Annotated in this window: 12 protein-coding genes; 2 read left to right on the top strand and 10 right to left on the bottom strand. The window is 27.9% G+C overall.

Going from position 1 to position 12,258, the window contains the following annotated elements:
• The first annotated feature begins 54 nt into the window (after positions 1-54).
• Both CS899_RS01335 and CS899_RS01330 read left to right on the top strand, forming a co-directional pair.
• Complete coding sequence (locus CS899_RS01335) at positions 55-1,173, top strand: alanyl-tRNA editing protein (RefSeq protein WP_099203164.1); 1,119 nt, start codon at positions 55-57, stop codon at positions 1,171-1,173.
• A gap of 59 nt (positions 1,174-1,232) precedes the next feature.
• Positions 1,233-1,673: a VOC family protein gene (locus CS899_RS01330; RefSeq protein WP_207204714.1), complete on the top strand. Its 441-nt coding sequence runs from the start codon at positions 1,233-1,235 to the stop codon at positions 1,671-1,673.
• A gap of 64 nt (positions 1,674-1,737) precedes the next feature.
• On the opposite strand, the gene eno is transcribed toward CS899_RS01330, so the two are convergent.
• From eno to nth, 10 genes are all read right to left on the bottom strand, one after another.
• Complete coding sequence (gene eno, locus CS899_RS01325) at positions 1,738-3,027, bottom strand: phosphopyruvate hydratase (RefSeq protein ID WP_099203162.1); 1,290 nt, start codon at positions 3,025-3,027, stop codon at positions 1,738-1,740.
• Between the two features lie 11 nt (positions 3,028-3,038).
• Positions 3,039-4,568, bottom strand: a complete 1,530-nt coding sequence (gene gpmI / locus CS899_RS01320; RefSeq protein WP_099203161.1) for a 2,3-bisphosphoglycerate-independent phosphoglycerate mutase — start codon at positions 4,566-4,568, stop codon at positions 3,039-3,041.
• 15 nt (positions 4,569-4,583) lie between these two features.
• Entirely contained in the window at positions 4,584-5,330 is a 747-nt protein-coding gene (gene tpiA / locus CS899_RS01315) for a triose-phosphate isomerase (RefSeq protein WP_099203160.1), read from the bottom strand.
• 8 nt (positions 5,331-5,338) lie between these two features.
• On the bottom strand, positions 5,339-6,538 hold the full coding sequence (locus tag CS899_RS01310; protein ID WP_099203159.1) for a phosphoglycerate kinase: 1,200 nt from the start codon (positions 6,536-6,538) through the stop codon (positions 5,339-5,341).
• A gap of 65 nt (positions 6,539-6,603) precedes the next feature.
• Entirely contained in the window at positions 6,604-7,602 is a 999-nt protein-coding gene (gene gap, locus CS899_RS01305; protein WP_099203158.1) for a type I glyceraldehyde-3-phosphate dehydrogenase, read from the bottom strand.
• An 18-nt stretch (positions 7,603-7,620) separates the two neighbouring features.
• On the bottom strand, positions 7,621-8,646 hold the full coding sequence (locus CS899_RS01300) for a sugar-binding transcriptional regulator (RefSeq protein WP_164995811.1): 1,026 nt from the start codon (positions 8,644-8,646) through the stop codon (positions 7,621-7,623).
• 82 nt (positions 8,647-8,728) lie between these two features.
• Positions 8,729-10,030 carry an RNA polymerase factor sigma-54 gene (rpoN, locus tag CS899_RS01295; RefSeq protein ID WP_099203156.1) on the bottom strand — a complete coding sequence of 434 codons (1,302 nt, stop codon included), beginning with the start codon at positions 10,028-10,030 and terminating at the stop codon, positions 8,729-8,731.
• A 58-nt stretch (positions 10,031-10,088) separates the two neighbouring features.
• Positions 10,089-11,021: a thioredoxin-disulfide reductase gene (gene trxB, locus CS899_RS01290; RefSeq protein WP_099203155.1), complete on the bottom strand. Its 933-nt coding sequence runs from the start codon at positions 11,019-11,021 to the stop codon at positions 10,089-10,091.
• 115 nt (positions 11,022-11,136) lie between these two features.
• Positions 11,137-11,601 carry a tRNA (cytidine(34)-2'-O)-methyltransferase gene (locus tag CS899_RS01285; protein WP_099203154.1) on the bottom strand — a complete coding sequence of 155 codons (465 nt, stop codon included), beginning with the start codon at positions 11,599-11,601 and terminating at the stop codon, positions 11,137-11,139.
• Between the two features lie 8 nt (positions 11,602-11,609).
• Positions 11,610-12,257, bottom strand: a complete 648-nt coding sequence (gene nth / locus CS899_RS01280) for an endonuclease III (protein ID WP_099203153.1) — start codon at positions 12,255-12,257, stop codon at positions 11,610-11,612.
• Position 12,258 lies beyond the last annotated feature (1 nt).

Here is a 12,258-nt window from a genome sequence, read left to right as displayed (position 1 = left end):
TACTTATAATTTTATTAATTATTCTTATTATGTTAATATAAATATGGTGATAAAATGAAAAAAATATATTTGAAATACCCATATTTGAAGGAATTTAATTCGAATATTGTAAGTAGAAAATTAATAGATGGTAAACCACATATTTTGTGTGATAAAACAATTTTTATTCCTCGAAATAGAGATTGTGAGTATAACGATTTCGGAACTATTAATGGAATAAAAGTTTTAGATGTTTATACTAAAAACAATGAAATTTATCATGTTATTGAAAACAATCCTGAAGCTAGTAAATTAAAAATGAAGATAGATTGGAATAATAGATATGAATTTATGCAAAAAAATACCGCTACATATATATTATCTTCTTATTTGGAAACTTTATACTCCATTAAAATAACAAATTCAAATTTACTTGAAAATTATATTGATATTCCTTTACAAAAAAATTTATCAGAATTTAAATTAAAATTAGATAATGTTTTTAATTTAGCAAATAATATCGTGGACTCGTCTTTAGATATATTCAATAAAATAGAAATATCGAAAAACAAAAAACACGAATATTCAAACATTTTTATTTCAAATCTAAAAAAAACTAAGCATAATTATCCGTTTATATCAAATACAGCAGAATTAAAGTTTGTATTATTAATAAATATTATAAATATAGATAATTTCACTAGAATTTATTTTAATACTGGAACTAAAGCACTCAATTATATTAAGGATATTTATGCTGATGCAAACATAATTGCTCATAAAAATAATATTTCTATAGATTACTTCAATGAATTTATTAATGATAATCTGCAAAAATTAGATATAGTTACCAATGAAAAAAATATTTTTGAAGGGCGATTGATTGAAAGTCTAGCTAAAGTTGTTAACTTGTCTAATGACAATATTATAGAAATAACAGATGACCTAAATTTATATGATATTTCTAGGTATATAATAAAAGATAATTATACTATTTATAAAAAATATTCAAATAAAATAATCTTTCTATCTAAAAATAGTAAAGTAGATTTAAAAAAATTCTTTGAAAATTTAAAAGTTCCTATTATCGGAACTGGAAGTAGTTTAGTTTATAGAGGAGAAATCGATAAAGAAAATTTTGAAGTTTTTTATAGAAAATTAAATGAATTAAAAACACATGTTAATTATTCTTAAAATGCAAAAAATTATTACTTAATATTTTAATACAATTAACTTAGAATAGGAGATATATTATGAAATATGTTCATACAAATTTAATTGCAAAAGATTGGAAAGCTTTATCAAAATTTTACCAAAAAGTTTTTAACTGTAAACCTCTAGGAAATAGAAGAAATCTCTCAGGGGAATGGCTAAAACAGTTAACAGGCCTTGAAAATATTACCATTACTGGTGAACATTTATCATTACCTGGATATCGTGGAGAATCTCCTACTCTAGAAATCTTTTCTTATTCTTTTCCTATTCAAACAGAAAAGCATATTAACAGTTTTGGATTTTCACATATAGCTTTTCAAGTTGATGATGTAGAAACAACTGCCAACTTAATACTCAATGAAGGTGGAGCATTATTAGGAGAAATTGTAGAAAAAGATTATGGCGATATGGGTATTGGTGTATTTGCTTATGCAACAGATCTAGAAGGAAATTATATTGAACTGCAAAGTTGGAAATAATAATATAAAATGTTAAATCTTTTAAACAAATAAAAAACACCCATAAATGAGTGTTTTTTATTTGTTATTTATTTTTTAAATTATAGAATGTTTTAATTCCATCATATTTAGAATTATCTTCTAAGAAGTCTTCAATTCTCAATAATTGATTATATTTTGCAATTCTATCTGTTCTTGAAGCAGAACCGGTCTTTATTTGACCTGCATTTGTTGCAACAGCTAGATCTGCTATAGTCGTGTCTTCTGTTTCTCCTGATCTATGAGAAATAACAGCTGTGTATCCATTTCTTTTAGCAAGTTCAATTGCATCTAAAGTTTCAGTTATTGTACCTATTTGATTTAATTTAATTAATATTGAATTTGCAATTCCTAAATCAATACCTTTTTCAAGTCTTTCAACATTAGTAACGAATAAATCATCTCCTACTAGTTGAATTTTTTTACCTAATCTATCAGTTAGTTTTTTCCAGCCAGCCCAATCATCTTCAGCTAAACCATCTTCAATAGAAATTATTGGATATTTTCCAACTAAATCTTCATAGTAATCTATTAGCTCATCAGTTGTTCTTACAACTCCCTCACCTTTAAAGTTGTATTTACCATCAACAAACATCTCTGAAGATGCAACATCTAGAGCTAGTAAAATATCTTTTCCTGGCTCATATCCAGCTTTTTTAATAGCTTCAACAATAGTTTCTAAAGCTTCCTCATTTGAACTTAGATTAGGAGCGAATCCTCCTTCATCACCTACAGCAGTATTTAATCCCTTGCTCTTTAAAACAGACTTTAAACTATGGAAAACTTCAGTTCCCATTCTTAAACCTTCTTTGAAGCTAGGAGCTCCTACAGGCATAACCATAAATTCTTGAATATCTACATTATTATCAGCATGTTCGCCACCATTAAGGATATTCATCATAGGAACTGGTAAAGTTTTACTATTTACTCCACCTATATATTCATATAACTGTAAACCTAATTCATTTGATGCAGCTTTTGCAACAGCCATAGAAACACCTAATATTGCATTAGCACCTAATTTACCTTTATTTGGAGTGCCATCTAAATCTATCATGGCATTATCTATTCCAATTTGATCAAATATAGACCAGCCAATTAATTCTTCTGCTATTACTTCATTTACATTTTCAACAGCTTTTAATACACCCTTACCTAGATATCTTTCTTTGTCTCCGTCTCTTAATTCAACAGCTTCATGAACTCCTGTAGATGCTCCAGATGGAACCATCGCTAACCCTACTATTCCATTATCTGTTGTTACTTCTACTTCTACTGTAGGATTTCCTCTAGAGTCTAATACCTCTCTAGCATATACGTCAATTATTGTACTCATATTTCCTCCTATTAATTTTCTATTAATGAATTTCCTGTCATTTCTTCAGGTTTTTCTATATTTAAAACGTCTAAAATTGTTGGTGCAATATCTGATAATTTCCCATTTTTTAATTTAATATCTTTATTAGGAAATTCTATAAATGGTACTTTGTTAGTAGTATGAGCTGTAAAAGCTTCTTTAGTGTTCTCATCTATTAAATATTCACTATTTCCGTGATCAGCAGTAATAAATAATACTATATCTTTTTCTTCTACTGCTTTTAATACTCTCTCAATACAACTATCTACAGTTTCAACAGCTTTGATAGCTGCTTCAACTACTCCTGTATGACCAACCATATCAGTATTTGCATAATTTAGTACAATTAAATCATATTTGTCATTTTTAATAGCATCCACAACATTATCTGTAACTTCTAACGCACTCATTTCAGGTTGTAAATCATAAGTAGCAACTTTAGGAGAAGATATTAATTTTCTATCTTCACCTATATTGGCTTTCTCTTCACCGCCATTAAAGAAAAACGTAACATGTGCATATTTCTCAGTTTCAGCAATTCTCAATTGTTTCAAATTATTTTTAGATATTATTTCACCCAATGTGTTTTTGTGAGTCTCTGGTGGATATGCAACACACACATTAGCAATAGTTGCATCATATTGTGTCATACATACATAATATAAATTTGATAATTCTTTTTTTCTTTTAAAACCATCAAATTTTTTATCTATAATAGCTCTAGTCATTTCTCTAGCTCTATCCGGTCTAAAGTTAAAGAATATTACTGAATCATTACTATCCAAAATTCCTTCTGAGTTATTTTCTTCTACAATAACAGTTGGAATAATAAACTCATCAGTTATATTTTTTGCATATGATTCTTTTAGCATAGAAACTGGATCTTTAGTATATAAACCTTCCCCAATAGTTATTGCATTATATGCTTTTTCTATTCTATCCCATCTTTTATCTCTATCCATAGCATAATAACGGCCACTTATTGTAGCTAGTTTTCCAACACCAATGTTATTCATTTCGTCTATTAATTCTTGAATGTCAGATTTGCCAGCTGTAGGCGAAACATCTCTTCCATCTAGAAAAGCATGTATAAAAACATTGTTGAAATTTTGCATTTTACAAAGTTGCAAAATTGCAAATAAATGTTTCATATGGCTATGGACACCACCATGTGAAACCAAACCCATTAAGTGTAACTTACTATTATTCTCTTTAGCATGATTTATTGCATTTAATAATTCTATATTTTTAAAAAAATCTTTATCTTCTATTGCTTTTGTTATTTTTGTTAAATCTTGATAGACTACTTTTCCAGCACCAATGTTTAGATGTCCCACTTCAGAATTTCCCATTTGTCCTTCAGGAAGTCCTACTGCAAGTCCACTAGCATCTAAAGTTGTATTAGGATAATTTTGAATTAATTTATCAAAATTTGGAGTATTAGCTAAACTAATAGCATTACCATTGTAATCTTTCCCTAGTCCCCATCCATCAAGAATCATTAACATAACTTTCTTCATAAATAACCTTCTAACTTAAAAATTTATTAAACTAGCATAGCTATCAGCTTTTAAACTAGCTCCGCCAACTAAAGCTCCGTCAATGTTATCTTTTGACATTATCTCTGATACATTTTCAGGTTTTACAGATCCACCATATTGAATTCTAACTTTTGAAGCTGACTTAGAATCATATAATTCAACAAGTAAATCTCTTATAAATTTACACATTTCTTCAGCATCATCACTAGAAGCTGTTTTACCTGTTCCAATAGCCCAAATTGGTTCATAAGCTATTACAACTTTCTCAATATCATCTTTAGAAATATTTTTTAAATCTTCGATTAATTGGCTCTTTACTTTATCTTCTTGTCTGTTATTTTCTCTTTCTTCAAGAGTTTCTCCACAACAAAGAATTGGATTTATACTATGTTCTATGGCAGATAATACTTTCTTATTAATTAAAGAATCACTTTCCTTAAATATTTCTCTTCTTTCTGAATGCCCTATAATAACATAATCAATTCCTAAATCATTAAGCATCAGTGGAGAAATTTCTCCTGTATATGCTCCTGATTCTTCAAAATACATATTTTGACATCCAACTTTAATATCAGTGTTTTTTAATTCTTTTACTGCTGAATAAGCACTAGTAAATGGTACAATTACAACTTTCTCAACATTTTTTGACAAATCTTTTGATGATATCTCTTTTAACAAAGCTATAGTTTCTGTAACTGTTTTATTCATTTTCCAGTTACCAGCTATTATTGGTTTACGCATATATTCTCCTATTTATCACTAATTGCTGCTACACCTGGTAATTCTTTTCCTTCTAAAAATTCAAGAGAAGCTCCACCACCTGTAGATACATGTGTTACTTTATCTTTATATCCTGCTTTTTCTATAGCAGAAGCCGAATCTCCTCCACCTATTATTGTTACAGCATCTGAATCAGCTAAAGCTTTAGCTACAGCGAAAGTACCTTTACTAAACTGTTCTATTTCAAAAACTCCCATCGGTCCATTCCAAACTACAGTTTTAGCTTTTTTTATTTCTTCATCAAACTCTTCTATTGTTTTTGAACCAATATCAAATCCGGCATAGTCAGCAGGAAAATTATCAACAGAAACTATTTCCGATTTAGCCTCATTAGTCATTTCTTTTGCTATAACTACATCTTTAGGCAAAAATAATTTAACCCCTTTTTCTGTCGCTTTATTCATCAGATCTTTAGCTAAACTTATCTTATCTTCTTCTAACAAAGACTTTCCAACTTCTTTTCCTTCGGCTTTTAGAAAAGTGAATGCCATTCCTCCACCAATAATGATAGAATCAACTTTATTTAAAAGATTTTCAATAACACCTATTTTATCACTTACTTTAGCTCCCCCTAATATGGCAACAAAAGGTCTAGCAGGATTTTCTAAAGCTTTTCCCATTATGTCTAGTTCTTTTTCAACTAAAAAGCCTACCGCAGATGGCAATAATGATGATACTCCTACATTTGAAGCGTGAGCTCTATGTGAAGTTCCAAAAGCATCGTTCACATAAACATCTCCTAAACTAGCTAACTCTTTTGCAAATTCTTCACCATTTTTAGTTTCTTCTTTTCTATATCTAGTATTTTGTAAAAGTGCTACATCTCGATTGTTTAATTCGTTAACATCCTTTCTAACATTCTCATCAACTACTATGTCAGAATTTAAAAACTTAACATCTTTGCCTAACAATTTAGATAATCTTTTAGCAACAGTCTCTAAAGAAAATTCTTTTTTAGGCTCACCTTTTGGTCTTCCTAAATGAGACATCAAAATTATCTTTGCGTTATTATCTATTAAATATTGTATTGTTGGTAATGCTGCAACTATTCTTGCATCATCAGTAATAACTCCAGCTTCTGTTTTTGACATTGGAACATTAAAATCAACTCTTACTAATACTTTCTTGCCATTAACATCTAAATCCTTAATTGATTTTTTATTTAACATGGACTTCACCTCTTCTTAATCTTTAAATAAGCCCAGTCAAAGACTGGGCTTATTTATTTTCATAACTATTTTGTAGCTACTAATTTAGCTAAATCTACAACTCTATTTGAGTATCCCCACTCATTATCATACCATGAAACAACTTTAATGAAGTTATCATCTATAACTGTTGTTAAATCTGCGTCAAATATTGATGATCTAGGATCTCCTTGGAAATCAATTGAAACTAACTTTTCATCTGAATATCCTAATATACCATTTAATTCATTATTTGCAGCTTTTTTAACAGCTTCATTTATTTCTTCTTTAGTTGCATTTTTTTCTATTTCAAAAGTAACATCTGTTAAAGAAACAGTTGGGGTTGGTACCCTAACAGCATAACCATTTAACTTTCCTTCAAGTTGAGGTAATACTAATGCAACAGCTTTTGCAGCACCCGTAGTAGTAGGTACCATACTTAGTGCAGCAGCTCTAGCTCTTCTTATATCTTTGTGTTTATTGTCATGAAGGTTTTGATCACCTGTGTAAGCATGAATAGTTGTCATTAATCCTCTTTTTATTCCAAAATTATCATCTATAACTTTAGCTAAAGGTGCTAAACAGTTAGTAGTACAAGAAGCATTAGAAATAATATTGTCATTTTCTGGATCATATGAATCATCATTTACACCCATAACTATTGTTTTTATACCTGAACCAGGAGCTGTTAATATAACCTTTTTAGCACCAGCTTCTATATGTTTACCTAAACCAGCCTCATCTTTAAAAGCACCTGTTGAATCTATAACTAATTCTACTCCTAATTCTTTCCAAGGTAAATTAGCAGGATCTCTATCATTTGTTATTTTTACTGTATTTCCATTTATTATAAAAGAATCTTCAGTAGTTTCAATTGTTCCATTAAATTTTCCATATAATGAATCATATTTGAATAAATGCGCCATTGTATCTATAGGAGCACTAAAGTTAATAGCAACTAACTCTAAATCTTTTTCTTCTCTTTCAAAAATTTGTCTTACAACATCTCTTCCTATTCTTCCAAAACCATTTACTGCAACTTTCATTAAATTCCTCCTTAAATATTAGATATCGCTATCTTTTAATTTAATTATTTTTTTTGCACATTCTTCAGTAATGATAAGAGTCATATCTTTCCTTACTTCTGAAATAGCAATAATTGCCTTTTCTTTGTCGTCATCGCCAGCTATAGCAATAACGTCTTTAACATTTCTAAATTGTTCTAAAGTAATTCCTATTGATTTAGACTTCAATACTATATTACCCCGAATATCAAAATAATTACCAAAAGCTTCTGCAACTGCTCCACTTTCTTTTATTATATTTTTATATTCATCTGATAATTTTCTTCTACTTGCCATTTTATTAGCATCGCCTATTCCAAAAATCAACATATCTAAGTTATTAATTAAATCTAGAGTATTCTCAACCTCTGGAAGTTTTGATAAATCTTTTAAATTGTCTAAATCAAAATCATCTGGTAAGTAAAAATTAGAATACTTTGAATTTAACTTTTCAGCTAATTTAACCGCTAAAATATTTGCCTGATTGGTTACTGAACCTACTAAACTACCTCTTACAGGTACTATTGTAAGGTTTGGATAGCTTTTTTTTGTCTTAATTGAATTAATTGCCAATCCTACAGTAGAGCCACCAGTAATACCTAAAATAGAATTATTATTTATTGAATTAAGTATATAATTACTGGCAATTTTAGCATTTTCCATTTTACCAGATTCTTCACGGATGCTTCCCTTACTTACAATAACTTTAGTCAATCCTAAAGCGTGTTTTACTTTATTTGCAAGTTCATTATAGCTGTTTAAAGAATAAACTAAATCATAAGCACCTTCTAAAGCATCTATACCCTTGTCTGTGATATTCATACCCACTTGTTCAATACTTATTAAATCTAATTGAAAAAGTTTTTCAGTTTCATTTCTGACTAATCTTTCATTATAATTTAAAAGTGAAGACAACTTTCTTCTTCCAATATTTTTATTCAAATTAATTTGATTTAAAATATTGTACCTTTGAACAAACTTTTCTTTATAATCTGGATATAGAATATCTAAAATTTTTTCATCCATGATATCACTCTTTCGTCCCTCGTGGGACATTATTGTTTACATTTAAATTCTACTACATTTAATATGAAAAAGCAATAAAAAACTAGGAAAATTCTTTTCTCCTAGTTGAATTTTCAATTTGTAGCTTTTCTCTATACTTGGTAACTGTTCTTCTTGCAATTTTAATTCCCTTTTCTTCTAATAAATTGCTTAATTTGCTATCACTTAATGGTTTCTTCTTATTCTCTTTTTCTATAAATTCTTTAATTAAGTTCATTATTACTTTGTCTGAAACTAAATCTGAAGGTCCTGAATAAAAGAAATATTTTAAAGGTAAAACTCCCTTGCTAGTTTCTATGTACTTATTATTAACTATTCTACTTACAGTAGACTCAGAAACATTTAAATCATTTGCAAGATTTTTTTGTTTTATAGGTAGTAAATATTTTTCACCATACCTAAAAAAATCGTATTGCTCTTTTACTATTTTATCTATAACTTTATATAAAGTATTCTTTCTAATGGATAGCGAGTTTTTAAGCCAATCAAATTGCCTCTTCATCTTTTTTACATATTTTTTAGTTTCTTCATCTCTATTTTGTACATAATCTTCATAAAACTTGCTTAAAACTATATCAGGTATAAGTTCATCGTTAATAATGATTTCTACTACATCTTCATTAACCTCAACTCTGGCATCTGGGATAATAAAATTTGTAGTATTGGTCATATTATAAGGTAATGCTGGTCTTGGATTTAAACTCTTCAACTTATTTATTTTTATCTTTAATAAATTTTCAGTTATCCCTAGTTCTTTAATGATTTTTTTATAATTTTTTTTATAAATATCATCTATATGATTAATTATGATTTTTTTTAATACATTATCATTTTCAACTTGCAATAATAAAGTCTCTATTAAATCTTTACCACCTATTCCTACAGGATCTAATTTATTTAAAATATCTAAAGCTATTCTCAATGATTTAATGTCAATATTATATATTTTTGAAATATGCTCTAAATTGGTATCTAAATATCCATTTGAGTCTAAATTATCAACTAAAATGAGTATATTTTTTTTTATAGTTTTATCTATATATAAAATTCCTAGTTGCTTATTTATATGTTCATATAGTGACTCATTATTATCTTCAATAAAAAACTTTTCAAAATCACCATTAAAACCTTTATTATAATTAACATTTTTATCTAAATATTTTTCTATATTTAATTCAATATTTTTTTCTTTTAATTCTATTAAAGGGTTCTCTATAATAGTTTTAGAAATATAATCTTTTAGTTCTAAAGAATTCATTTCTAATAATTTTATAGATTGCTGCAAATTCAAAGTCATATTTATATCTAATTTTTGTTTTAATTGTATATCCATTGAATTTTTCATATTATCACCCAAAACAAATTATATCACAATAAAAAATAAAGGAGATATCTCCTTTATTTTAATTAAACTTTTCTTCAATGTATTTTCCAGCAGAAATAGCTGCTATAGCACCATCATTTGTAGCTGTAACAACTTGTTTTATTTTTTTAAATCTAACATCTCCTGCTGCATATACACCATCTATATTAGTATTCATATCTTCATCTGTTACTATATATTTATTTTCTAATTTTAAGCTATTTTCAAAGATTTTTGTTTGAGGTGAATATCCTACAAAAACAAAAACTCCAAATGCAAAATCGTCATTTTCTGGCTTTAAAACTTTAATTTCTCCTGTTTGAGTATTTTTTATTGTTATTTCGTTCAAAATACCCTCACCCTTGAAATCTACCACTTCATTATTCCAAATAAAGTCTATCTTATCATTTTTAAAAGCTTTTTCTTGAATAGATTTAGCTGCTTTTAATTCATCTTTCCTGTGAATTATAGTAACTTTTCTTGCAAAATTAGTAAGATAAATAGCTTCTTCTACAGCTGCATCTCCTCCGCCTATTACATAAACTTGTAAATCTTTAAAAAATGGAGCATCACATGTTGCACAATAACATACTCCCTTACCAGTATATTCTTTCTCTCCAGTTGCATTAAGAAGCCTTGGTTCTGCACCAGTTGCTACTATGACAGTTCTTGTTTCATATACATTTTCATCACTTTCTATCTTTTTAATATCACCATCTAAATTTACAGAAATTATATTATCAGTAATTATTTCTGCGCCAAATTCTTTAGCTTGTTCTACCATCCTATTGATTAATTCAGGACCTGAAGGATCTTTAATAGATCCTGGATAATTTGCAACTTCATTTGTCTTTGCAATTTGTCCACCCGGATTTGATTTTTCGATTATTAAAGTTTTTAGTCCTGCACGAGCGGCATATAAACCAGCAGATAATCCAGCTGGACCCGCACCTATAATTATACTATCATACATCTATATATCCTCCTGTTAAAAACATTTTTAATTTGTAATAGTTACAAACTTATATTAATTATATACTCATTTTTGAAAAAATCAAACAAAAAAAGAACTATACTAAATAGTTCTTTTATGATAAATTAAAAAAATCATTTTGTCTAAGCGCTTCAAATAAAATTATATTCACTGAATTAGATAGATTTAATGACCTTTTTAATTCTGGTATCATTGGTATTTTTATACAATTATCCTTGTTAGTGTCTAATATTTTTTCTGGAATACCTGCTGATTCTTTTCCAAACATTATAAAGTCACCATCTTTAAATTTGATATCAGAATATTTATTATTAGTTTTTGTAGTTGCATAATATACATTTACATCATGATTTTTTCTAATAAATTCTTCATAATCATCATATATTTCTATATTTACATCTTTCCAATAATCAAGCCCAGTCCTTCTCAAAGTTTTATCGTCCATTTTAAAATTGAATGGTCTTATTAAATGCAATTTTGAATTTGTTAATAAACAAGTTCTTCCTATATTTCCAGTGTTAGCTGGCTTTTCTGGTTCCAATAATACAATATTAAACATTTATACACCTACTTATTTGATTTCTTATAATAATAACAATACTCTTTTACATTACATATTTCACATATAGGATTCCTTGCTTTACAAACTCTTCTACCATGAAATATTAATAGATGATGACTCTTACTCCACCTATTTTTTTCTATTCTTCTTCGCAATTGCTTTTCAGTCTTTTCAACATCGTTGGCATTTGCAATACCTATTCTGTTAGACACCCTGAAAACATGAGTATCTACTGCTATACCAGGTATTCCAAAAGCATTAGATAGAACTACGTTTGCTGTTTTTCTCCCTACACCTGGAAGTTCTATTAATTCTTCCATTTTTTCTGGTACTTGAGAGTTAAATTCTTCTATTAGTATCCTAGAAGTATTCAAAATATTTTGACTTTTAGTTTTATACAAGCCACAAGCTTTTATTATTTTTCCTAATTCATTAGAATTTAATTTTACCATTTTCTCAGGTGTATTATGCTCTTTAAATAAAACTTCTGTAGTCTTATTTACTCTTACATCTGTACATTGTGCAGATAATATTGTGGCAATTAATAACTCATACGGTGTTGTAAAATTCAACTCTGCCTTAGCATCTGGATAATCTTTTTCTAGTATATTTAAAACTTTTTCTATTTCTATAATTTTTAAATGTTTTGTCATT

The organism is Miniphocaeibacter massiliensis, from assembly GCF_900232905.1.
GTDB lineage: Bacteria > Bacillota > Clostridia > Tissierellales > Peptoniphilaceae > Miniphocaeibacter > Miniphocaeibacter massiliensis.
Note: the sequence above shows the minus strand (reverse complement) of the source record. Positions and strands in the feature narration are given on the sequence as shown.

Bases quoted from the DNA above. Each gene is read 5' to 3' on its own strand.
- CS899_RS01300 (WP_164995811.1), bottom strand. From the start codon at position 8,646: ATGGATGAAAAAATTTTAGATATTCTATATCCAGATTATAAAGAAAAG.
- nth (WP_099203153.1), bottom strand. From the start codon at position 12,257: ATGACAAAACATTTAAAAATTATAGAAATAGAAAAAGTTTTAAATATA.
- eno (WP_099203162.1), bottom strand. From the start codon at position 3,027: ATGAGTACAATAATTGACGTATATGCTAGAGAGGTATTAGACTCTAGA.
- rpoN (WP_099203156.1), bottom strand. From the start codon at position 10,030: ATGAAAAATTCAATGGATATACAATTAAAACAAAAATTAGATATAAAT.
- tpiA (WP_099203160.1), bottom strand. From the start codon at position 5,330: ATGCGTAAACCAATAATAGCTGGTAACTGGAAAATGAATAAAACAGTT.
- CS899_RS01285 (WP_099203154.1), bottom strand. From the start codon at position 11,601: ATGTTTAATATTGTATTATTGGAACCAGAAAAGCCAGCTAACACTGGA.
- CS899_RS01310 (WP_099203159.1), bottom strand. From the start codon at position 6,538: ATGTTAAATAAAAAATCAATTAAGGATTTAGATGTTAATGGCAAGAAA.
- gap (WP_099203158.1), bottom strand. From the start codon at position 7,602: ATGAAAGTTGCAGTAAATGGTTTTGGAAGAATAGGAAGAGATGTTGTA.
- CS899_RS01335 (WP_099203164.1), top strand. From the start codon at position 55: ATGAAAAAAATATATTTGAAATACCCATATTTGAAGGAATTTAATTCG.
- gpmI (WP_099203161.1), bottom strand. From the start codon at position 4,568: ATGAAGAAAGTTATGTTAATGATTCTTGATGGATGGGGACTAGGGAAA.
- trxB (WP_099203155.1), bottom strand. From the start codon at position 11,021: ATGTATGATAGTATAATTATAGGTGCGGGTCCAGCTGGATTATCTGCT.
- CS899_RS01330 (WP_207204714.1), top strand. From the start codon at position 1,233: ATGAAATATGTTCATACAAATTTAATTGCAAAAGATTGGAAAGCTTTA.